Genomic DNA, 20,437 nt, shown 5'->3' with positions numbered 1-20,437 from the left:
CATCTGACGACTGGGGTTGGACGGGTAAAATCGGCTTTGGCATTTTTCTCTGAAATCCAGTTCGTTTGGGCTGCCTGAATAGGGCATCTGCACCGCCCTCATCATAACGGCGCTCCCAGTCGCCGACGATGTTGAATTTCCGAATATCAAACAATGCGGCCACTTGGCGATAGGAAAGCTGCTCCTCACGCATACGCTTCAAGACAGACAGCCTGAATTCGGCGCTGTAGTGCTGCACCTTTTTTGCTTCTAAAGCGGCAGCACCATGCACCTGATAAGCGGCGACCCATTGGCGTAACGAAGAAAAATCTACATCGTGACGATGTGCTACATCTCTAAGCCCTGCTTTACCGGAGCAGTAATCCTGCACCGCTGAAAGCTTCGCCTGCTCTGTGTACTTCCCCATGAAACACCCCATCGGTTATGTCTAACCTTTGGGGTGCAGTCCAGAGCGTGGGAACGATCAGATTCTCAATAACACCGCTACAACCGCTGCACCGTCACCGATCCCGCGTTACCGGCAGGCCCTGGTTGGCCTTCAACGCCGGGACGTCCGCTCTGACCGCCATCGGTCCGGTAAACAATGCAGCCTTTGGACTTGCCGCCCGCACCTGGCTTGCCAGCGGCGCCAGCCAATCCTCCGGCGCCACCGTCGACCAGGACCTTGATCTGCGCACCCGGATAGTCCTTGGGCAACTCCACGCGTACTTGCGCACCGGCGGCCCCGGGATGACCATCGCCGCCGTTATCGCCATCGGCGCCGCGACCGGCCTGCCCCCAGGCACAACCGGGGGCCTGACCATTGGCGCCATCCAGGCCGAAGTAACCCGGCGCACCGGCACCGCCGCGTGCATCCACTGACAACTCTTGAGCATTCAGCGAGTTGATCCGCAGATTGAGGTTACGCCCAGGCTTTGCTGCCTTAAGGTAAGTACCCGGCGCACCACGGGATGTAATCTGGCTGCCACTGCCCAATTGGGCATGGCTGACCTTCAACTGCAGGCTTAGCTCACCGGGTACGATGGCGATTCGCGCTTCGCGTCCCAGATGCAGTTCGCCGACCGTCACTTCGGTCACGTTGGAGGGAATCAGCAGGGTGCCGTAATCGGCGACGTCCAGCCGTTCCAGTTGCAGGGCACTGGTGGTGTTCGGCAAACGCATCATGGTATTGGTTTCGACCGTTACCACTTGGGCATAGGTCAGAGGGCTAACCAAAGCGGCCAGCAGACAGAGATTACGCATGATTGGCCTCCAGGCTGGCCGGGGCCGGGACGGTTTGCAGATGAAAAATGCCAACCAGCAGAATCTGTAAGCGATCACGCCAGGGATGGACACGACCTTTCAGGCTGCCATTGAACAGCACCAGTTCCAGAAGATGCGTCAGCAGCAACAGGCTACCGGCCAGATTGACCAATAGATGGAACGGTTTGATCAATGGGTTGAGCAGGTTGACCACTACCACGAGCCAGAACAGCAAGGTCAAAAATTTCCCCAGCCCCCATAACACCTTCATACGCTCCCCCGTTGTGAATTATTCTTTGCGTGCACAGTACCGACTTCCACGAAGGATAAGCCAGAGGGCGATGAAAATTCTTCCTGAACGCAGGAGGCCGGCGGCCAGACGAGGAACAGCAACGCAGGATTGGGGCTTGTGGCGCCGAAGTTGACTGACAGAACTAACCACGCAGGCCACTAGGCCCCAGCGTTCGGGCACGCTAGTCTTTGCAGTTCTGATTGAGGATCTTCGATGACCGCAGGTATTTCTTCGCGCACACCCCAGCAAGCCCTTGCCGCTTTGCTCGATCGCTATGCGCCGCAGCATCTGTTACTGATCGGCGCCAGCGATTTCCCGGCGCTGGAAGCATTCCGGCTGGCGCATCCGGAAACGTGTGTGGCACAAGCCGCGCCCGGCCCTCTGCCAGCAGAACTGGCGGCGCGCCGCTTCGACCTGGCACTGGCAGTCGATTGCCTGGAGCATTTGCCCAAGCGCGATGGCCTGAATCTGCTGGGCGGGATTCGCAACCTCAATGCCAGCCGCATCGCCGTACTGGCGGATCTTTCAGCTTGTGGCTGGCAGGAAACCGATTTTTTCTCCCTGGCGCTGCAAGCCAGCGAACGCTTCCAGCGCAACGAGCAGGAGCTGACTCTGTTCACCTACGATCTGCTTGAATACAAACAAGTGCCCGACTGGCTGAATGCCCGGTTCTGGGCCAATCCGGAAAATTTCGGCAAATATTGGTGGTAATGCGATGAGTACCTCGATTTGTCCGTGCGGTAGCGGCAACCTGCTGGATGCCTGCTGCGGCCATTATCATGCAGGCCACCCCGCCCCCTGCGCCGAGGCCTTGATGCGCTCGCGCTACAGCGCTTATGTACTGGGCCTGGTGGACTATCTGGTAGCGACCACCCTGCCCGCGCAGCAGGCAGGCCTGGATCGTCAATCGATCAGTGACTGGAGCGCCCAAAGCACCTGGTTGGGTTTAGACGTGGAAAGCTCCGAGGTATTTGGTGGCCAACCCGAACACGCTTTCGTGACCTTTACCGCGCGCTGGCACGACAGCACCGGTGAACACAGCCACCGCGAACGCTCCTCGTTCGTGCAAAACAGCGGCCACTGGTACTTCATCGACCCCACCGTGCAGCTCAAGGCCGGGCGCAACGACGCTTGTCCCTGTGCCAGCGGTCAGAAATTCAAGAAGTGCTGTTCAAGTTACACCGTCAGCTAAGTTTCAAAGTGGACCACCCCCCAACCCCGCCGCACCGATTGCTGGACTGGGGTCTCACAGGGAGTAATGTCATGGTCACTGAGTTTCGAACAATAAGGACAATTGGTCTGCTCATGGTGCTGACGCTTTCCGGCTGCGCATCCTGGTTTAGCGACGACAGGCTCGATCCTCAGGTTCACCTGATCAAGGTTGAAGTGGTCAGGGCCAAGCTTCTAGAGCAAAAATTTCGTCTGCACTTTCGCATCGACAACCCCAACGACTCCAGCCTGATTGTGCGCGGCCTGGTTTACCGGATTCACTTGGGCCAGATTCTCCTGGCCGACGGTGAGTATTCAGAGTGGTTCACCGTGGAGCCGAAAAGCAGCGGCTATTTCAAGGTTCCGATCCGCACCAACCTCTGGCCGCAGGTGCGCGAGGTGGTAAAACTCCTGCGAAAACCGGAGCGCCCCATCCCTTATCGGCTGGAAGGTGAACTGGAAACCGGATTATTCATCGGCTATGACGTGCACCTGGCGCGTAATGGCGAGATAATTCCCGCCGATTTTATTCCGGAGTGACCTCAATGACTCAAGAACCCCATGTCCATGGCCCTGACTGCAACCACGATCATGATCACCACGACCACCATGATCACGACCATGGTCATGTTCACGGCCCCAATTGCGGTCACGCCCACCAGGAGCCTGTGCGCAATGCGTTGAAAGACGTCGGCCGCAACGACCCTTGCCCATGTGGCAGCAGCAAAAAATTCAAGAAATGCCACGGCGCTTGATGCTCCGGGCGGATACTTTCTTCGTTTGTTAAATCGCCATCGCGAGCAAGCCCATACAGGGATCTCTCACACACAGGAGCAGGGCTTGCCCGCGATAGGGCCGCCGCGGTGTATCAGGCTTACAGCGTCATCGTTCATCGCGAGCAAGCTCGCTCCTACAGGATCTGCGCCACGCTGACGACGGTGGCGTACTCGCCATGCAGATTGCCCAGCGACATTGCATGCACTTGCTCGGCTGAATGCACCTTGCCAAAATAATCGGCCTTGTCGAAGGTGTAACACGCGTCTTCCACGACCCAGGTTTGAAACCCCAGATTGCCAGCCGTGCGCGCAGTGGACTCGACCGAATTATGGGTCGCCACACCGACAATGATCAGTTGTTCTATCCCTGCCTCACGCAAGACCGTCTCTAAAGCCGTCCCGCAAAACGCATCCGGCACTTGTTTCTGGATCAACTGTTCGCCTGGCAATGGCACAAATCGCTCCTGAAACTCGACACCTGACTGCTCCGGCCAGAACACCGAGTCTGGTGAACGGGACAAATGTTGTACATGAATCACCGGCCGCGCAGTACAGCGCCAATGAGCCAGCAACTCAGCCATCCGGTCCTCGGCGTGCGGGTTGTTGCGCCGCCCGAGCCTGGGGTGATGAATGCCTTTTTGCTGATCGATCAGAATCAGCGCCGCGCTTGCCTTGAGCTCCATGCCGACTTTTCTCCTGCGGGGTCATTGAAATTCCCGCACTTCAACATCACCTCCTCCTGCAGGCAAGCCATCGAAAGCAAACAGGACGACCTAATGCCGGAGTTTGCTGTCCGTAGACACCCCTCACCTGGAGAACTCCATGATCGACCTGTATTACTGGACCACCCCCAACGGCCACAAAATCTCGCTGTTTCTGGAAGAGGCCGGCCTGCCGTACAACGTGCATGCGGTGAATATAAGCAAGGATGAGCAGTTCAAACCCGAATTCCTGAAAGTCTCCCCTAACAATAAGATTCCGGCCATTGTCGACCAGCAACCTGCTGATGGCGGCGCTCCGCAGGCGTTGTTCGAGTCTGGGGCGATTCTGTTGTACCTGGCAGAAAAAACCGGGAAGTTCCTGCCCAAGGACCTGCGCGGTCGGCAGCAAACCCTGCAATGGCTGTTCTGGCAAATGGGCGGTCTGGGGCCGATGGCCGGGCAGAATCATCACTTCAGCCAGTTCGCCCCGGAAAAAATCCCCTACGCGATCAAGCGCTATATCGACGAAACCGCCCGGCTGTACGGTGTCCTCGACAAGCAACTGGCCGACCGCAACTTCGTTGCCGGATCCGAATACAGCATTGCCGACATGGCAATCTACCCCTGGATCGTCTCGCACAAGTGGCAAAGCCAGAACCTGGAAGACTTCCCCAATGTGCAGCGCTGGTTCAACCACATCCAGGATCGCCCGGCGACCGCGCGCGCGTATGCCATTGCGGCGCGGATCAATCCACCTAAATCCTGAGGACCGGGATCGTTCCCACGCTCTGCGTGGGAATGCCTCACTGGACGCTCCGCGTGCGCTACTGCGACGCAGAGCGTCACGGGCTGCATTCCCACGCGGGAGCGTGGGAACGATCATTTATCAGACAAATCTTGAAATAAGATCCGCGCCCTTCTTGCGCGGCATCCTCCTGCTCACTAACGTAGCGCCTTTATCAGCACTACCCTCCGCAGGAGCTTTGCCATGGCCTCGCCAGCCTTCACACATTTTCTTCCCCGGCTCGGCGTTGCCGCAGCAGTGGCCGGTGTTCTAAGCCTGACCGGTTGTCAGACCTGGAACACTCAGGACACCCTGCCACCCACTTCTGGCGTGCAGCCGCTCAAAGGGCTAGCGCAGAACGTTTCGGTGCGCCGCAATGCCATGGGCATGCCGCTGATCGAGAGCAACAGCTTCCACGACGCGCTGTTCACCCTGGGTTACGTGCACGCCAGTGATCGCATCACCCAGATGGTTACCATGCGCTTGCTGGCTCAGGGGCGTCTGGCCGAGATGTCCGGCCCCGACGTGCTGGAAGCCGACCGTTTCATGCGTGCGGTCAATCTGAAGAAAAGCGCCGGCGAGCTCTATAACGCCGCTTCGCCGCGTATCAAACGTTTCTTCGAAGTCTATGCACGTGGCGTCAACGCTTACCTGTTCCGCTACCGCGACAAACTGCCGCCAGACCTGGCCGCCTCAGGCTACAAACCCGAATACTGGAAACCGGAAGATTCGGCACTGATATTTTGCCTGCTGAACTTCAGCCAATCGGCGAACCTGCAGGAAGAAATCTCCTCGCTGGTACTGGCACAGAAAGTCGGTGCCGACAAGCTCGCCTGGCTGACCCCGTCCTATCCAGATGAACCGCTGCCTTTCGCCGAAGCCGAAAAGCTCAAGGGCCTGAACCTCGACGGACAAATCCCGGGCCTGGCCGACATCACCAAAGTCACCGGTCAACTCTCCGACCTGAACCTGCTGAGCGTCACGGCTTCAAGCAACTGGGCTATCGCGCCACAGCGCAGCCGCAGTGGTAAAAGCCTGCTCGCCAGTGACAGCCAGCTGCCGATCGCCGTGCCCTCGCTGTGGAATTACGTGCAGCTGCGCGCGCCGAAATACCAGGCCGCTGGCGTGTCAGTCGCCGGGATCCCGGCCATCATCGCCGGTTTCAACGGCAAGGTCGCGTGGAGCATGACCATGCTCATGGGTGACAATCAGGACCTGTTCCTCGAAAAACTCAAACGCCAGGGCAATGCGCTCTATTACGAAGTCGGTGGCAAATGGCAGCCGGCAATCGTTCGTAACGAAACCTACTTCGTCAAAGGTCAGCGACCGATTCGCGAAGTCGTGTACGAAACCCGCCACGGCCCGCTGCTCAACAGCACGCCAGGCACGACCCTGAGCAGTGGTTATGGCCTGGCGCTGCAAATGCCGGACCTCAAGGACGACAAGAGCCTGGACGCGTTCTTCGATTTGTCCCGTGCGCAGAACGTCGAAAAAGCCTCCGACGCCAGCCGTGAGATCCGCGCTATTGCCCTGAATATGGTGTTCGCCGATGCGAGCAATATCGGCTGGCAAGTCACCGGCCGTTTCCCGAACCGCCGCGAAGGTGAGGGTTTGCTGCCATCGCCAGGCTGGGAAGGTCGCTATGACTGGGACGGTTATGCCGACCCGATGCTGCATCCCTATGACCAGAACCCGGCTCAAGGCTGGCTCGGCACCGCTAACCAACGGATCATTCCTCACGGCTATGGCATGCAGTTGTCCAACTCCTGGTACTACCCGGAGCGCGGCGAACGCATCGCCGAACTGGCAGGTGCCGGCAAGCACGACACCCGCAGTATGATCGCCATGCAGTACGACCAGACCACCACCTTCGCCGCCAAACTGAAGAAGATGTTCGAAGCGCCGGGCATGTCCCAGCCACTCAAACAGGCCATCGACGCGCTGCCCGAAGCTGAACGTAACAAGGCTCGCGAGGCCTACAGCCGCTTAATGGCGTTCGACGGCAAACTCAGCCCGACCTCGGCTGATGCAGCGATCTACGAATTGTTCCTGCAAGAAAGCACCAAGCAAATCTTCCTCGACGAATTGGGCCCGGAATCCAGCCCGGCCTGGAAAGCCTTCGTCGCCAACGGCAATCTGTCCTACTCGGCTCAAGCCGACCACCTGCTTGGTCGCGAAGACAGTCCATTCTGGGACGACACCCGCACGCCGCAAAAGGAAGACAAACCGACTATCCTCGCCCGCAGCCTCGCGGCGGCGATGACCGCCGGTGACAGCCAGATGGGCGCCGATCACAAAGCCTGGCAGTGGGGCAAACTGCACCGCTACGAGTGGAAAAACGCCAGCGGCCAAACCGTGCGCGGTCCAATGCCGGCGGGCGGCGATCACACCACGTTGAACACTGCCGCCTACCATTGGGGACAGGACTTCAATACCACGTTGATCCCGGCCATGCGTTTCATCGTCGACTTCGGTCAGGCGGAACCGATGATGGGCCTCAACAGCACCGGCCAATCCGGTAACCCGGCCAGCCCGCATTACATCGACGGTATCGATTCGTCGCTCAAGGGCCAATACATGAGCTTCCCGATGCAGCCGCAGAACTTCGATAAGGTCTACGGCAATACACGGCTGACGTTGGTGCCCCTGTAGGAGCGAGCTTGCTCCGGGCGGCGTTCCGACGATGGACTCAAGGGCAACGCGTTTATTCAGAAAACACGCGTTATCGTTAACGTCCATCGCGAGCAAGCTCGCTCCCACAAGGGGCGCGCGATGCGCAGGACCTGGGATTCTCTCTTCTCTGGCATGTCGACCAAGCCTTTCGTCCATACTTGGTGCAACAATTCAGGCATGCCCGTTTTCGGGCACGCCACAACAATAATTCTCCCGAAAACGGCCTTTTAAAACACTTGTTCGGGACTATGGTTCGGAAATTGCTACTTTTAACGGGTCTTACGCTTTCCAGTAACAGTACTAATGCGCCACAAGCGCTCATATTGGTTTTTAGGGATTGAATAATGAAAAAAGCATTGCTGACCCTTTCTGCACTGGCGTTGTGCATGGCTGCCGGCTCCGCGCTGGCCAAAGAATATAAAGAGCTGCGTTTTGGTGTTGACCCTTCCTACGCGCCGTTCGAGTCCAAAGCGGCTGACGGTAGCCTGGTGGGCTTTGATATCGATCTGGGCAATGCGATCTGCGCCGAACTGAAGGTCAAGTGCAAATGGGTCGAAAGCGATTTCGACGGCATGGTCCCTGGCCTTAAAGCCAATAAATTCGACGGTGTGATCTCGTCGATGACCGTTACCGAGGCCCGCGAGAAAGTCATCGATTTCTCCAGCGAGCTGTTCTCCGGCCCTACCGCACTGGTGTACAAGAAAGGCTCTGGCATCTCCGATGTTGCCTCGCTCAAAGGCAAAAAGGTCGGCTACGAGCAAGGCACCATCCAGGAAGCCTACGCCAAGGCTGTGCTGGACAAGGCTGGCGTCACCACTCAGGCCTATGCCAACCAGGACCAGGTCTATGCTGACTTGACATCTGGCCGTCTCGATGCCTCGATCCAGGACATGCTGCAAGCTGAATTGGGCTTTTTGAAGTCGCCACAAGGTGCTAACTACGAAGTCAGCAAACCGGTCAACGATCCTTTGTTGCCATCCAAAACCGCTGTCGGTATCTCGAAAGGTAACAAAGAGCTCAAGGCTCTACTCGATAAAGGTATCAAAGCGTTACACGATGATGGCACCTACGCCACCATTCAGAAGAAACACTTCGGCGATATGAATCTGTACAGCGGCAAATAATGCCCGGCGCCCACCTCGAAAAGGTGGGCGCTTTTCTGACTGTCAAAGGCTGGATCCATGTTCGAAGAACTGTTGCAGACCCTCGGGCTTTCCGCCTTCAGCCTGAAGGGTTTCGGCCCCCTGCTGTTGCAAGGCACCTGGATGACTATCAAATTATCGGTGTTGTCGCTGCTGGTGAGCGTTCTGCTCGGCCTGATCGGCGCCAGTGCCAAGCTTTCAAGCGTCAAGCTGTTGCGGATTCCGGCCCAGTTCTACACCACGCTGATTCGCGGAGTGCCGGACCTGGTGCTGATGCTGCTGATTTTCTACAGCCTGCAAACCTGGCTGACCAGTCTCACCGTAGCGCTGGACTGGGAATACATCGAGATCAATCCGTTCAGCGCCGGGGTCATTACCCTGGGCTTTATTTATGGCGCGTACTTCACCGAGACCTTCCGCGGCGCGATTCTCGCCGTGCCGCGCGGGCAGATGGAAGCCGCAACCGCCTACGGCTTGAAACGCGGCCAGCGCTTTCGCTACGTGGTGTTCCCGCAAATGATGCGCTTCGCCCTGCCGGGTATCGGCAATAACTGGATGGTGATGCTCAAGGCCACCGCACTGGTGTCGATCATCGGCCTGGCCGACCTGGTCAAGGCGGCTCAGGATGCCGGCAAAAGCACCTATCAACTGTTCTACTTCCTGGTGCTGGCGGCACTGATTTATTTGCTGATTACCAGCGCTTCGAACGTCGTCCTGCGCTGGCTCGAACGGCGTTACGCGGCGGGCTCCCGGGAGGCCGTGCGATGATCGAACTCCTGCAGGATTACTGGAAGCCCTTTCTCTATAGCGACGGCTACCACATCACCGGCCTGGCGATGACGATGTGGCTGCTCAGCGCCTCGATCTTCATTGGTTTCCTGGTGTCGATCCCACTGTCCATCGCCCGGGTTTCACCCAAGCTTTACGTGCGCTGGCCGGTGCAGTTCTACACCTATCTGTTCCGCGGTACGCCGCTCTATATCCAATTGCTGATCTGCTACACCGGGATCTACAGCCTGGCCGCCGTTCGCGCGCAACCAGTGCTCGATGCGTTCTTTCGCGATGCGATGAACTGCACCATCCTGGCCTTTGCCCTGAACACCTGCGCCTACACCACGGAGATTTTTGCCGGGGCGATTCGCAGCATGGCCCACGGTGAAGTCGAAGCGGCCAAAGCCTATGGCCTGAGCGGCTGGAAACTCTATGCCTATGTGATCATGCCATCAGCCCTGCGCCGCTCGTTGCCCTACTACAGCAACGAAGTGATCCTGATGCTGCACTCGACTACCGTGGCCTTTACCGCGACCGTTCCGGATGTATTGAAAATTGCGCGGGACGCCAACTCGGCGACCTTTTTGACCTTTCAATCGTTCGGCATTGCCGCGCTGATCTACCTGAGCGTCACCTTTGCGCTGGTCGGTTTGTTCCGCCTCGCCGAACGCCGATGGCTGGCCTTCCTCGGGCCTACCCACTAGGACTTCTGTTTCAGGAAACAAGAGCCAATGCGCCACCAGATTCATGACTTGCTTGCCCCGCTGCCGGGCACAGCACGACAGATCCACAGTTTCCACTTCGGCCCGCAGCAGGCCGAAGGCAAGATCTACATCCAGTCGTCTCTTCACGCGGACGAACTGCCAGGCATGCTGGTGGCCTGGCACCTCAAGCTGCGCCTGGCCGAACTGGAAGCTCAAGGCCGCCTGCGCAGCGAAATCGTGTTGGTGCCTGTGGCCAACCCGGTCGGCCTGGAACAAGTGCTGATGGACGTGCCGATGGGCCGCTATGAGCTGGAAAGCGGACAGAACTTCAACCGCTGGTTCGTCGACCTGAGTGAAGAAGTCGGTAACGAAATCGAAGACCAGCTCAGCGATGACCCTCACCATAACATCAGGCTGGTTCGCACCAGTCTGCGCAAGGCTTTGGCCCGGCAAACCGCCAGCACTCAATTGCAATCCCAACGCCTGACCCTGCAACGACTGGCTTGCGATGCTGACATGGTGCTGGACCTGCATTGCGATTTCGAAGCCGTCGCCCACCTGTACACCACTCCTGAAGCCTGGCCGCAGGTTGAACCGTTGGCGCGCTATATCGGCGCCCAAGCTTGCCTGCTGGCCACCGACTCGGGCGGGCAGTCCTTCGATGAATGCTTCACCCTGCTCTGGTGGCAGTTGCAAGAACGCTTCGCTGAGCATTTCAAGATTCCGCTGGGCAGTTTTTCGGTCACCGTCGAGCTGCGCGGTCAGGGTGATGTCAATCACGGGCTGGCCAGCCTGGATTGCCAGGCACTTATCGACTACCTGACGCAATTCGGCGCCATCGCCGGCGAACCGGCGCCTCTGCCAGAGCTACCCTACCCGGCCACTCCGCTGGCAGGCGTCGAGCCAGTAACAACACCCGTCGGCGGTCTGTTGGTGTTTGCCGCGCTGCCGGGTGAGTTCCTTGAGGCAGGGCAACTGGTCGCCGAGATCATCGACCCGATCAACGACCGCGTCACGCCCATTCATTGCAACAACGCCGGGCTGCTTTACGCCCGCTCGTTGCGGCGCATGGCCACCGCTGGCATGGTGATCGCCCATGTCGCTGGCCGCGAAGCCTATCGCAGCGGCTACCTACTTTCGCCTTAAGGATGCATGCCCCCATGTACAAACTGACCATTGAAGGCCTGCATAAATGCTATGGCGACAATGAAGTGCTCAAAGGCGTTTCGCTGAAAGCCAAAACCGGTGATGTGATCAGCTTGATCGGCGCCAGCGGCTCGGGCAAAAGTACCTTTTTGCGCTGCATCAACTTTCTTGAGCAACCCAACGACGGTGCCATGAGCCTGGACGGCCAGTCGATCCGCATGATCAAAGACCGGCATGGCATGCGTGTAGCCGACGAGGCCGAACTGCAACGGATCCGCACCCGTCTGGCGATGGTGTTCCAGCACTTCAACCTGTGGAGCCACATGACGGTGCTGGAAAACATCACCATGGCCCCGCGTCGGGTGCTGGGTGTCAGCAAGAAAGACGCAGAGGATCGTGCCCGCCGTTACCTGGACAAGGTCGGCCTGGCCGCCCGGGTCGCCGATCAATACCCGGCGTTCCTCTCCGGCGGTCAGCAACAGCGCGTGGCCATCGCTCGGGCCCTGGCCATGGAGCCGGAAGTCATGCTGTTCGACGAACCGACCTCGGCCCTCGACCCGGAACTGGTGGGCGAAGTGCTCAAGGTGATCCAGGGCCTGGCCGAAGAAGGCCGGACCATGATCATGGTCACCCATGAAATGAGCTTCGCCCGCAAGGTGTCGAGCCAGGTGCTGTTTCTTCACCAGGGTCTGGTGGAGGAAGAAGGCACGCCGGATGAGGTGCTGGGCAATCCGAAAAGCGAGCGGTTGAAGCAGTTTCTCAGCGGTAACCTGAAATAACCCCCCAGCCTCCTGTAGGAGCCGAGCTTGCTCGCGATGAACGATAACGCGGTCGGTCAGCTTGACCGAGGCGTCTCTATCGCGAGCAAGCTCGGCTCCTACAAAGTTCTCTGGCGAGAGATATCAAGCTACGGGAGCGGGAGGTGGCTCATCCGGCAGGGTGGGCTCACCGGGTTCGGTAGGCTGTTCGTTCGGGGTGTCCGGGTCGGGTTGACCAGGAATGCCGCCCGCCATGTTGACCGACGGATGCGCCAGCAATGACCAGGCAAGCATGCCGACCTGATTGGGCTCAAGCCTCGCCAGCTCAGCACTTATACGCGGATCGATTTTCATAGGGCGCTCCTGAGCGATGGCCCGACTCGCGTTGCGCGAACCGAAGCAGTACTCTCAATAGAGTACCTGCTCGCTCAAGAATTCCAACTGTTCGTCAGATGCCTGAATCAGGTACGCGGCAGGGTGACACCAAGCTGGCCCTGGTATTTGCCGCCACGGTCTTTGTAAGACACTTCGCACTCTTCGTCGGACTCGAAAAACAGCATCTGCGCCACACCTTCATTGGCGTAGATCTTCGCTGGCAAGGTCGTTGTGTTGGAGAACTCCAGGGTCACATGGCCTTCCCACTCCGGCTCAAGCGGCGTGACATTGACGATGATGCCGCAACGGGCGTAGGTGCTTTTCCCCAGGCAGATGGTCAATACGTTGCGTGGAATGCGGAAAAACTCGACAGTCCGGGCCAGCGCGAAAGAGTTTGGCGGAATGATGCACACATCGCTTTTGACGTCGACGAAACTCTTCTCATCGAAGTTTTTCGGATCAACGGTCGCCGAGTTGATGTTGGTGAATACCTTGAATTCATCCGCGCAACGCACGTCATAGCCGTAGCTCGATACGCCGAAGGAAATCACCCGGTCAGCGCCTTCGCCGCGCACCTGACGCTCCACAAAGGGCTCGATCATGCCGTGCTCTTGCGCCATGCGGCGAATCCACTTGTCCGATTTGATGCTCATGGCGGGTGTCCTGAATAGCGAGGTGGAAAAATTCTGTCCGGCATCTTACCGGGGCACGCCGCCGGGTTCAAAGACCGGGGCGCTTTTCTCGCTGATCCCGGCAATAGCGCAGGCCCGGATCCCGTACGCGGCACCGTCAGTCACGAAAATAAAGAAACCTTCATAAAGACCATTGGCACGTTCCGGAAAAAGGGTTAAGGTGGCGTCACTGTGTTGCTTGTGTCACTGAGAATCTCTACACGATATGTTGAATTTCGATCCAACCATCTCCAAGAATTTTTCCTGCTCTTTGCACTCAGTCTCGGCCAGGGCTTTTCCTGAGTCGCAGTTAACTTTGTCCAAGGAGATACACCATGTCTAATCGCCAAACTGGTACCGTTAAGTGGTTCAACGATGAAAAAGGCTTCGGCTTCATCACTCCACAATCCGGTGACGACCTGTTCGTACACTTCAAAGCTATCCAGTCCGACGGCTTCAAAAGCCTGAAAGAAGGCCAACAGGTTTCTTTCATCGCTACCCGCGGTCAGAAAGGCATGCAAGCTGAAGAAGTTCAAGTTATCTAACTTGTCCTGATACAGCAAAAGCCCCGCCCTCAAAAGCGGGGTTTTTTTGTGCCCGTCTGTTTTGCCCTGAACATGCTCTGAAAAAGGTTTACCCCCCAGCTTTCGAACGATAGAACGCCAGTGTTATCGGGTGACACCAAAAAGCGGTGTGACGCGTCCTGTTCAAACTGATGACAACGAGGCACAGCAGGGCTCTGGACAACATAAGCGAACACAGGGCCCGAGCCTGCGAAAAAAAACCGGCATTATCCCCATGGACAAAAGCCTTAGCCAGGACTGACCCAAGCATCACAACCGAGTTAAATTCTCATCGACCTATCAGGGATATGTCTTACAGGCGAATTCACGAATTCCTTCAGGAAGCACGAACGTGACTGAATCTCCCGACGAGAGTGAAAGCCCTGCACAAATCCGACGCACAGCTCTCTACCTCACACTTGCCCAAGTCCCGGAGGGCAAAGTGGTGAGTTATGGCCAATTGGCCGAACTGGCCGGGCTGGGCCGTGCCGCACGCTGGGTCGGTCGCACACTCAGCCAATTGCCCGGCGATACCAAACTGCCCTGGCACCGCGTATTGGGTGCCGGCGGTCGCCTCAGCCTGCCGGCCGGCAGCCCTTCAGGCGATGAACAGCGGGCACGCTTGCGCATGGAAGGCATCAGCATCCTGAACAATCGTGTTGATATTCAGCGTCATGGCTGGCGTCCGATAGAGCACAGCGGTTAGAGTGCGCGCTTTGTTTCCGCAATCTGAGGCAGACTCCAGCCCATGCCCCCAAAAACCTGGCGCGACGCACTCGCCGCCTATGCCAGCCCCTCGACGCTCGTACTGTTGCTGCTTGGTTTCGCCGCCGGCATGCCTTACATGCTGGTGTTCTCGACGCTTTCGGTCTGGCTGCGCGAAGCTGGTGTAGCCCGCGAAACCATTGGTTACGCAAGCCTGATCGGCTTGGCCTATGCCTTTAAATGGGTATGGTCGCCGCTGCTCGACCAATGGCGCCTGCCGCTGCTCGGTAAACTCGGGCGTCGTCGCTCGTGGCTGGTCCTCGCTCAATCACTGATCATCCTCGGACTGATCGGCATGGGCTTCTGCGACCCGCAAAAGCACCTGTCCTGGCTGATAGCCATTGCGGTGATCGTCGCCTTCGCCTCCGCCACCCAAGACATTGCTATCGACGCCTATCGCCTGGAAATTGCCGAAGACAGCCGCCAGGCCGCGCTGGCCGCCGCGTACATGTCCGGTTATCGAGTTGCCGTACTGCTGGCGACCGCCGGTGCCCTATTCTTTGCCGAAGGCTTCGGCTCCACGGGTTTCAACTACAAACATGCGGCCTGGACCGGCACCTACGTCCTGTTCGGTGTGTTGATGATCCCGGCACTGCTCACCACGATCCTTATGCGTGAACCCCCCGTGCCCCTGCGTACTCAGCTGTCGGCCGGGCGCTACAGCTTTGTGCATCAACTGGTGTCGGTATTCGTGCTGATCATCCTGCTGATCTCCGTACCGGCGATGTTTACCCAGCTTTACAACACCGACTTCGCCAGCGTGCTGTTCAACGGTGTCAGCCTGCTGGATCTGCTATTGGAAGATCGCGCCTTCCTGCGGGCGATCCTCTATATCATCCTGACCAGCCTGTGCCTCTCGGCCATGGGTAGACGCGGCCTGGCGCCAGTACTGACACCGGTCAACGACTTTATCTTGCGCTATCGCTGGCAGGCCTTCCTGCTGCTGGGGCTGATCGCCACCTATCGGATGTCCGACACGGTCATGGGGGTGATGGCCAACGTGTTCTACATCGATCTGGGATTCACCAAAGATCAGATCGCCGGAGTCAGCAAGATTTTCGGCCTGATTATGACCCTGGTCGGCGCCGGGATGGGCGGTTTACTGATCGTGCGCTTCGGAATCCTGCCGATCCTGCTCATCGGCGGCGTAGCTTCGGCAGCCACCAACCTGCTGTTCGTGATGCTCGCAGACATGGGCGCCAACCTGCAGATGCTGATCTTCACCATCTCGCTGGACAACTTCAGCTCAGGCATGGCCACTTCAGCATTTGTCGCTTACCTGTCGAGCCTGACCAACCTGAAATTCTCCGCCACTCAATACGCCCTGCTCAGTTCGATCATGCTCTTGCTGCCACGCCTGATCGGCGGCTACTCCGGGGTGATGGTGGAGAAATTCGGCTATCACAACTTTTTCCTGATCACCACCCTGCTTGGCATCCCGACCGTATTGTTGATCGCCCTGCACTGGTTTCAGGAGGCACGCCGCGCCCGCGAGGCCGCTGCGGCCGCCGCAGCCGCAGCCGCGGCTAACGACGTTAGCGACACCAGTAACGTCAGCGAAGCTGGCGAAGCTGGCGAAGCCAACAAAGCCAGCGAAATCAGCGAAATCAGCAAAGAATCTTAGGAGCCCCCCGGGGGGGTTGCCGGCTTTCGCCACCCTCCCCCGGTACGCCCGGCTGCAATCCTGTACGCAAACAGATCTCACCCGTACAATGCTCAGTCATTTCTAGTCATTAGCAACCGACAACGGCCAACCATGCGCACCAGTCAATATTTGCTCGCCACACAGAAAGAAACGCCTTCCGACGCGGTTGTGATCAGCCATCAGCTGATGCTGCGCGCCGGCATGATCCGCAAACTGGCCTCCGGCCTGTACACCTGGCTGCCCATGGGCTTGCGGGTTATGCGCAAGGTTGAAGCCATCGTTCGCGAAGAGATGAACGCTGCAGGCGCTCTTGAAGTGTTGATGCCGAGCACCCAGCCGGCTGAGCTGTGGCAGGAATCCGGCCGCTGGGAAGAGTACGGCCCAGAGCTGCTGCGCTTCAAGGATCGTCACGGTCGCGACTTCTGCGCCGGCCCGACCCACGAAGAAGTGATCACCGACCTGGCCCGTAACGAGCTCAGCAGCTACAAGCAGCTGCCGATCAACCTGTACCAGATCCAGACCAAATTCCGTGACGAGACCCGCCCACGCTTCGGTTTGATGCGCGGCCGCGAATTCATCATGAAGGACGCCTACTCCTTTCACGCGGACCAGGCATCCTTGCAGGTCACTTACGACCGCATGCACCAGGCGTACTGCAACGTATTCACCCGCCTGGGGCTGAATTTCCGCCCGGTAGAAGCCGATAACGGCTCCATCGGCGGCGCTGGCTCCCACGAGTTCCACGTACTGGCCGAGTCCGGTGAAGACGATATTGTCTTCAGCAATGGTTCCGACTACGCGGCGAACATCGAGAAGGCTGAAGCCGTTCCTCGCGAAACCTCGCGCCCTGCGCCAGGCGAAGAGCTGCGCCTGGTCGATACGCCAAACACCAAAACCATCGCGCAATTGGTCGAAGGCTTCAATCTGCCGATTGAAAAGACCATCAAGACCCTGGTGGTTCACGCTGAAGAAAAAGGCAAGCTGATCGCGCTGATCATTCGCGGCGATCACGAACTGAACGAAATCAAGGCCGCCAACCAGCCAGGCGTTGCCAGCCCGCTGGTCATGGCTTCCGACGCCGAACTACGCGATGCCATTGGCGCCGGCGCCGGCTCCCTCGGCCCACTGAACCTGCCATTGCCGATCATCATCGACCGCTCAGTCGAGCTGATGAGCGACTTCGGTATCGGTGCCAACATCGATGACAAGCACTACTTCGGCGTCAACTGGGAGCGCGATCTGCCGGTTCCGGCCGTGGCCGACCTGCGCAATGTCGTGAGCGGCGATCCGAGCCCGGACGGCAAAGGCACGCTGGAAATCAAACGCGGCATCGAAGTCGGACACATCTTCCAGCTAGGCACCAAGTACAGCGAAGCGATGAAGTGCCAGGTTCTCGGTGAAAACGGCAAGCCTGTAACCCTGACCATGGGTTGCTACGGCATTGGCGTTTCGCGCGTGGTTGCCGCTGCCATCGAGCAGAACAACGACGAACGCGGAATCATCTGGGGCGACAGCCTCGCACCGTTCCAGATTGCCCTGGTACCTCTGCGCTACGAAACCGAACTGGTTCGCGAAGCTACCGACAAGCTTTATGCCGAGCTGACTGCTGCCGGCTTCGAAGTGCTGCTGGACGACCGCGACAAGAAAACCAGCCCTGGTATCAAGTTCGCAGACATGGAACTGATCGGCATTCCACACCGGATCGTGGTCAGTGACCGCGGTCTCGCCGAAGGCAACCTGGAATACAAGAGCCGCACCGAGGCCGAGCCGCAAGCGCTTCCGGTCGCCGAGGTGCTGTCCTTCCTCCAAGCCCGTATCCGTCGCTGAAACCAGATCAAGAGAAGTCATGTTCAAGCGAAACACCTTAGGCCTCGGTGGTGCCGCCCTGTGCGGCACCCTGCTGGTCAGTGGCTGTGCCAATCAGATGTCACAACACAGCGAGCACGAGGAACGCATCGAGCGCAAATTGCTCGAGCACAGCCTGCAGATCGATGTCGGCGAGCCTAAGGTGCTTGAACTGCCGCAACGCCGAGTACGGATCCACGAGCAGAAGACCTTCGAAGTCACCGAGTTCGAAGTTGCCCGTCGCTATGATCGCTACACGCCTTACCAGCCCTGGCGGGAGATCTACGAGATCCCGCTGGGCGCCGTGGCGTTGGTCGCTGGCGTCGGTGCGAATATTGTCAACGTGTTCGCCTTGGGCAACTTGCCAGACAGCATGACCAAAGACTGGATCAGCTATGGCCTTGCCGGGCTCAACCCGTTCATGAACATTCAATCCCAGGGTCGAGCGCAACAAAACCTGGCCGGAATCGACGAAACCCAGCGTGACAAACGCCTGGAATATTCGAGCCTGCCGTGGAGCGAGCGTCCGGTGGAGGTCAAGGCCGGCACTCATACCTTTGAGCTGAGTACTGATCGTAACGGCGTACTGCGCCTGAACCTGCTGGACAGCCCGTTTTCAGAACAGGACCTGAACCACATCAGCAAGCTGCAGATCAGCGTCGAAGATGCTCAGAATGACGTGCATTCCAACTCATCCCTGACCATCAGCAGCACCCTGCGCGGCAAGATGCTGGAAGCTCACAACCTGATCTTCGATGACCTCGAAGATGACGACGTCAGCCAGTGGGTACACCGGGTAAAACGCCTGTCGGAGTTGGGCCTTGAAGAAGAAGCCAGCGAACTGGAACAGAGCCTGATCGAATTGACCCGCAACGATCCTGAATTGCAGCGTGAATTCCTCAAGTCACTGACCAAAGATGCCGGGCGACTGGTGGCAGATCCCGGGGTGTGACTGTAGCAGCTGCCGAGCCCGCGAGGCTGCTGCTACAAATGCCTAGCGGCTAAACAACTCCAACTGCTCATGCCCGCCACGCAGATCCTGCAAACGCACGCCAATCCCCAGTAACCGCACCGGCTTGACGCCCCGATTGAAGGCCTGGGTCAGCAGTTGCTGATACCCCTCCAGATCCCGCCCTGCCCCGGCCTGCTCCAGAGTGGTCTGGGTAAAGTCATGGAACTTCACTTTGACGAAGGGCTTGCCCGGCCGATAACTGCTGTCGATCCTCGCCATGCGGGCGGTCAGGGTTTCCAATAACTCTGGTAATTTTTCCAGGCAACTGGCCAGATCGGGCAGGTCCACATCGTAGGTATTCTCGACACTGACGGACTGACGCCGGTTATCGTTCTGCACCAGCCGATCATCGATTCCACGAGCCAGCCCCCACAGCCGCTCACCAAAACTGCCGAATTCGCGCACCAGCGCCAACTTGCTCCAGTCTCGAAGCTCCAGGCAATTGACGATGCCGAGCCTTCCCAACTTGTCCGCCGTGACCTTCCCCACCCCGTGCAGCTTGCTGACCGGTAAGGCGGAAACAAAATCCTCAACCTGATCCGGGGTAATCACAAACAAGCCATTGGGCTTTTTCCAGTCACTGGCGATCTTGGCGAGAAACTTGTTCGGCGCCACACCGGCCGAGACGGTGATATGCAACTGGTTGGAGACACGTCGGCGGATATCTTGCGCAATGCGCGTGGCGCTGCCGGCAAAGTGCGGACTATCGGAAACATCGAGATACGCCTCATCCAGCGATAAGGGCTCGATCAGGTCGGTGTAATCGCGAAAGATCGCCTGAATCTCTTTCGAAGCCTCTTTATATGCATCCATACGCGGCTTGACGATCACCAGATCCGGGCACAGCTTCAAGGCATGCCGGGAAGACATTGCCGAACGCACCCCATAGGCCCGCGCCTCGTAGTTACAAGTGGCAATCACCCCACGCCGCTCCGCCGAACCACCGACAGCCAGTGGCTTGCTGGCCAGACGCGGGTCGTCGCGCATCTCGATCGCGGCATAGAAACAATCACAGTCGATGTGGATGATTTTGCGCTGCGTCATATATAGGCAGTGTTCATTGAGAGCAAAAGAGGCAAAGGTGAAACGAATCGGCAGTATCTCACTGACACCTGTATATAGCACCAGTGCTTTGAATCTTCGCCTGTATACGTAGGAAAAACCCTCAATGGATTTATTTTATCAATCAAAACAGGTATGCCAATAGAGCTGAAAGCCTTACGCAGCAAGCCCTCAAGGCTTGTCAGGCTACCCTCCTGACAAGCTAAGCGATTGAACAAAAAGAGATTTTTTAGAATTACAGGTTGACAGCCCAGCGATCCGCTGTAGAATGCCGACACACAGACGCGGGATGGAGCAGTCT

The 20,437-nt window shown here is 58.1% G+C and carries 23 protein-coding genes and 1 tRNA gene (1 of these 24 cut by a window edge); 17 read left to right on the top strand and 7 right to left on the bottom strand.

The window, feature by feature from the left end:
• From AC07O1_RS08980 to AC07O1_RS08970, 3 genes are all read right to left on the bottom strand, one after another.
• On the bottom strand, positions 1 to 406 hold a 406-nt coding region (locus tag AC07O1_RS08980; RefSeq protein WP_495088540.1), incomplete at its 3' end, for a transposase.
• A 77-nt stretch (positions 407 to 483) separates the two neighbouring features.
• Positions 484 to 1,242 carry a collagen-like protein gene (locus tag AC07O1_RS08975; RefSeq protein WP_495088539.1) on the bottom strand — a complete coding sequence of 253 codons (759 nt, stop codon included), beginning with the start codon at positions 1,240 to 1,242 and terminating at the stop codon, positions 484 to 486.
• A complete protein-coding gene (locus AC07O1_RS08970; protein ID WP_494992619.1) occupies positions 1,235 to 1,513 on the bottom strand; it encodes a DUF1145 domain-containing protein in 279 nt (92 codons plus the stop codon). Before AC07O1_RS08970 ends, AC07O1_RS08975 begins: the two co-directional genes overlap by 8 nt.
• Before the next feature lie 234 nt (positions 1,514 to 1,747).
• Here AC07O1_RS08970 and AC07O1_RS08965 point away from each other — a divergent pair, with 234 nt between their 5' ends.
• From AC07O1_RS08965 to AC07O1_RS08950, 4 genes are all read left to right on the top strand, one after another.
• Positions 1,748 to 2,245: a DUF6231 family protein gene (locus tag AC07O1_RS08965; RefSeq protein ID WP_495088538.1), complete on the top strand. Its 498-nt coding sequence runs from the start codon at positions 1,748 to 1,750 to the stop codon at positions 2,243 to 2,245.
• A 4-nt stretch (positions 2,246 to 2,249) separates the two neighbouring features.
• On the top strand, positions 2,250 to 2,726 hold the full coding sequence (locus AC07O1_RS08960) for a YchJ family protein (protein ID WP_494992774.1): 477 nt from the start codon (positions 2,250 to 2,252) through the stop codon (positions 2,724 to 2,726).
• Between the two features lie 71 nt (positions 2,727 to 2,797).
• Complete coding sequence (locus tag AC07O1_RS08955; RefSeq protein WP_494992615.1) at positions 2,798 to 3,283, top strand: LEA/WHy family protein; 486 nt, start codon at positions 2,798 to 2,800, stop codon at positions 3,281 to 3,283.
• Between the two features lie 5 nt (positions 3,284 to 3,288).
• Positions 3,289 to 3,498 (top strand): SEC-C metal-binding domain-containing protein, encoded by a 210-nt coding sequence (locus AC07O1_RS08950; protein ID WP_494992614.1) that lies wholly within the window; start codon positions 3,289 to 3,291, stop codon positions 3,496 to 3,498.
• A gap of 155 nt (positions 3,499 to 3,653) precedes the next feature.
• Here the strand turns inward: AC07O1_RS08950 and AC07O1_RS08945 are convergent, their stop codons facing one another.
• Positions 3,654 to 4,202, bottom strand: coding sequence for a cysteine hydrolase family protein (locus AC07O1_RS08945; protein ID WP_495023265.1), 549 nt, complete (start codon positions 4,200 to 4,202; stop codon positions 3,654 to 3,656).
• Between the two features lie 139 nt (positions 4,203 to 4,341).
• Here AC07O1_RS08945 and AC07O1_RS08940 point away from each other — a divergent pair, with 139 nt between their 5' ends.
• From AC07O1_RS08940 to AC07O1_RS08910, 7 genes are all read left to right on the top strand, one after another.
• Positions 4,342 to 4,986 carry a glutathione binding-like protein gene (locus AC07O1_RS08940; protein ID WP_494992612.1) on the top strand — a complete coding sequence of 215 codons (645 nt, stop codon included), beginning with the start codon at positions 4,342 to 4,344 and terminating at the stop codon, positions 4,984 to 4,986.
• A 222-nt stretch (positions 4,987 to 5,208) separates the two neighbouring features.
• Entirely contained in the window at positions 5,209 to 7,656 is a 2,448-nt protein-coding gene (locus AC07O1_RS08935; protein ID WP_495088537.1) for a penicillin acylase family protein, read from the top strand.
• A gap of 365 nt (positions 7,657 to 8,021) precedes the next feature.
• Positions 8,022 to 8,801, top strand: a complete 780-nt coding sequence (locus tag AC07O1_RS08930; RefSeq protein ID WP_494992610.1) for a transporter substrate-binding domain-containing protein — start codon at positions 8,022 to 8,024, stop codon at positions 8,799 to 8,801.
• A 57-nt stretch (positions 8,802 to 8,858) separates the two neighbouring features.
• The gene (locus AC07O1_RS08925; RefSeq protein WP_494992609.1) at positions 8,859 to 9,587 is read left to right on the top strand and encodes an ABC transporter permease; all 729 of its coding nucleotides are present in this window, start codon (positions 8,859 to 8,861) and stop codon (positions 9,585 to 9,587) included.
• Entirely contained in the window at positions 9,584 to 10,294 is a 711-nt protein-coding gene (locus AC07O1_RS08920) for an ABC transporter permease (RefSeq protein WP_494992608.1), read from the top strand. Before AC07O1_RS08925 ends, AC07O1_RS08920 begins: the two co-directional genes overlap by 4 nt.
• Before the next feature lie 27 nt (positions 10,295 to 10,321).
• Entirely contained in the window at positions 10,322 to 11,440 is a 1,119-nt protein-coding gene (locus AC07O1_RS08915) for a succinylglutamate desuccinylase/aspartoacylase family protein (protein ID WP_495088536.1), read from the top strand.
• Between the two features lie 14 nt (positions 11,441 to 11,454).
• Entirely contained in the window at positions 11,455 to 12,219 is a 765-nt protein-coding gene (locus tag AC07O1_RS08910) for an ABC transporter ATP-binding protein (protein ID WP_494992606.1), read from the top strand.
• Between the two features lie 123 nt (positions 12,220 to 12,342).
• Here the strand turns inward: AC07O1_RS08910 and AC07O1_RS08905 are convergent, their stop codons facing one another.
• Together AC07O1_RS08905 and dcd are read right to left on the bottom strand one after the other, a co-directional pair.
• Complete coding sequence (locus tag AC07O1_RS08905; protein ID WP_494992605.1) at positions 12,343 to 12,552, bottom strand: hypothetical protein; 210 nt, start codon at positions 12,550 to 12,552, stop codon at positions 12,343 to 12,345.
• Between the two features lie 107 nt (positions 12,553 to 12,659).
• Positions 12,660 to 13,226, bottom strand: a complete 567-nt coding sequence (gene dcd, locus AC07O1_RS08900; protein ID WP_419116148.1) for a dCTP deaminase — start codon at positions 13,224 to 13,226, stop codon at positions 12,660 to 12,662.
• 353 nt (positions 13,227 to 13,579) lie between these two features.
• Between dcd and AC07O1_RS08895 the strand changes: the two genes are divergently transcribed.
• The 5 genes from AC07O1_RS08895 to AC07O1_RS08875 all read left to right on the top strand — a co-directional run bounded on the left by AC07O1_RS08895 (position 13,580) and on the right by AC07O1_RS08875 (position 19,014).
• The gene (locus AC07O1_RS08895) at positions 13,580 to 13,789 is read left to right on the top strand and encodes a cold-shock protein (protein WP_002554837.1); all 210 of its coding nucleotides are present in this window, start codon (positions 13,580 to 13,582) and stop codon (positions 13,787 to 13,789) included.
• Positions 13,790 to 14,138: 349 nt separating this feature from the next.
• Complete coding sequence (locus AC07O1_RS08890) at positions 14,139 to 14,513, top strand: MGMT family protein (protein WP_495088543.1); 375 nt, start codon at positions 14,139 to 14,141, stop codon at positions 14,511 to 14,513.
• Between the two features lie 42 nt (positions 14,514 to 14,555).
• On the top strand, positions 14,556 to 16,196 hold the full coding sequence (locus tag AC07O1_RS08885) for an AmpG family muropeptide MFS transporter (RefSeq protein ID WP_495088535.1): 1,641 nt from the start codon (positions 14,556 to 14,558) through the stop codon (positions 16,194 to 16,196).
• Positions 16,197 to 16,328: 132 nt separating this feature from the next.
• Entirely contained in the window at positions 16,329 to 18,044 is a 1,716-nt protein-coding gene (locus AC07O1_RS08880; protein WP_494992603.1) for a proline--tRNA ligase, read from the top strand.
• Between the two features lie 19 nt (positions 18,045 to 18,063).
• Positions 18,064 to 19,014: a hypothetical protein gene (locus AC07O1_RS08875; RefSeq protein ID WP_495088534.1), complete on the top strand. Its 951-nt coding sequence runs from the start codon at positions 18,064 to 18,066 to the stop codon at positions 19,012 to 19,014.
• A 42-nt stretch (positions 19,015 to 19,056) separates the two neighbouring features.
• Here the strand turns inward: AC07O1_RS08875 and dinB are convergent, their stop codons facing one another.
• Positions 19,057 to 20,118 carry a DNA polymerase IV gene (gene dinB / locus AC07O1_RS08870; RefSeq protein ID WP_495010326.1) on the bottom strand — a complete coding sequence of 354 codons (1,062 nt, stop codon included), beginning with the start codon at positions 20,116 to 20,118 and terminating at the stop codon, positions 19,057 to 19,059.
• Between the two features lie 301 nt (positions 20,119 to 20,419).
• Here dinB and AC07O1_RS08865 point away from each other — a divergent pair.
• Positions 20,420 to 20,437, top strand: a tRNA-Met gene (locus AC07O1_RS08865); it runs 159 nt beyond the window's last position.

Source organism: Pseudomonas sp. GW821-FHT07G10 (assembly GCF_059418545.1).
This window is presented reverse-complemented; position numbering and strand designations above follow the sequence as displayed.

What these genes read in the sequence shown, in the direction of transcription:
- AC07O1_RS08975 (WP_495088539.1), bottom strand. Translation starts at nt 1,242, where the DNA reads ATGCGTAATCTCTGTCTGCTGGCCGCTTTGGTTAGCCCTCTGACCTAT.
- AC07O1_RS08970 (WP_494992619.1), bottom strand. Translation starts at nt 1,513, where the DNA reads ATGAAGGTGTTATGGGGGCTGGGGAAATTTTTGACCTTGCTGTTCTGG.
- AC07O1_RS08965 (WP_495088538.1), top strand. Translation starts at nt 1,748, where the DNA reads ATGACCGCAGGTATTTCTTCGCGCACACCCCAGCAAGCCCTTGCCGCT.
- AC07O1_RS08960 (WP_494992774.1), top strand. Translation starts at nt 2,250, where the DNA reads ATGAGTACCTCGATTTGTCCGTGCGGTAGCGGCAACCTGCTGGATGCC.
- AC07O1_RS08955 (WP_494992615.1), top strand. Translation starts at nt 2,798, where the DNA reads ATGGTCACTGAGTTTCGAACAATAAGGACAATTGGTCTGCTCATGGTG.
- AC07O1_RS08950 (WP_494992614.1), top strand. Translation starts at nt 3,289, where the DNA reads ATGACTCAAGAACCCCATGTCCATGGCCCTGACTGCAACCACGATCAT.
- AC07O1_RS08945 (WP_495023265.1), bottom strand. Translation starts at nt 4,202, where the DNA reads ATGGAGCTCAAGGCAAGCGCGGCGCTGATTCTGATCGATCAGCAAAAA.
- AC07O1_RS08940 (WP_494992612.1), top strand. Translation starts at nt 4,342, where the DNA reads ATGATCGACCTGTATTACTGGACCACCCCCAACGGCCACAAAATCTCG.
- AC07O1_RS08935 (WP_495088537.1), top strand. Translation starts at nt 5,209, where the DNA reads ATGGCCTCGCCAGCCTTCACACATTTTCTTCCCCGGCTCGGCGTTGCC.
- AC07O1_RS08930 (WP_494992610.1), top strand. Translation starts at nt 8,022, where the DNA reads ATGAAAAAAGCATTGCTGACCCTTTCTGCACTGGCGTTGTGCATGGCT.
- AC07O1_RS08925 (WP_494992609.1), top strand. Translation starts at nt 8,859, where the DNA reads ATGTTCGAAGAACTGTTGCAGACCCTCGGGCTTTCCGCCTTCAGCCTG.
- AC07O1_RS08920 (WP_494992608.1), top strand. Translation starts at nt 9,584, where the DNA reads ATGATCGAACTCCTGCAGGATTACTGGAAGCCCTTTCTCTATAGCGAC.
- AC07O1_RS08915 (WP_495088536.1), top strand. Translation starts at nt 10,322, where the DNA reads ATGCGCCACCAGATTCATGACTTGCTTGCCCCGCTGCCGGGCACAGCA.
- AC07O1_RS08910 (WP_494992606.1), top strand. Translation starts at nt 11,455, where the DNA reads ATGTACAAACTGACCATTGAAGGCCTGCATAAATGCTATGGCGACAAT.
- AC07O1_RS08905 (WP_494992605.1), bottom strand. Translation starts at nt 12,552, where the DNA reads ATGAAAATCGATCCGCGTATAAGTGCTGAGCTGGCGAGGCTTGAGCCC.
- dcd (WP_419116148.1), bottom strand. Translation starts at nt 13,226, where the DNA reads ATGAGCATCAAATCGGACAAGTGGATTCGCCGCATGGCGCAAGAGCAC.
- AC07O1_RS08895 (WP_002554837.1), top strand. Translation starts at nt 13,580, where the DNA reads ATGTCTAATCGCCAAACTGGTACCGTTAAGTGGTTCAACGATGAAAAA.
- AC07O1_RS08885 (WP_495088535.1), top strand. Translation starts at nt 14,556, where the DNA reads ATGCCCCCAAAAACCTGGCGCGACGCACTCGCCGCCTATGCCAGCCCC.
- AC07O1_RS08880 (WP_494992603.1), top strand. Translation starts at nt 16,329, where the DNA reads ATGCGCACCAGTCAATATTTGCTCGCCACACAGAAAGAAACGCCTTCC.
- AC07O1_RS08875 (WP_495088534.1), top strand. Translation starts at nt 18,064, where the DNA reads ATGTTCAAGCGAAACACCTTAGGCCTCGGTGGTGCCGCCCTGTGCGGC.
- dinB (WP_495010326.1), bottom strand. Translation starts at nt 20,118, where the DNA reads ATGACGCAGCGCAAAATCATCCACATCGACTGTGATTGTTTCTATGCC.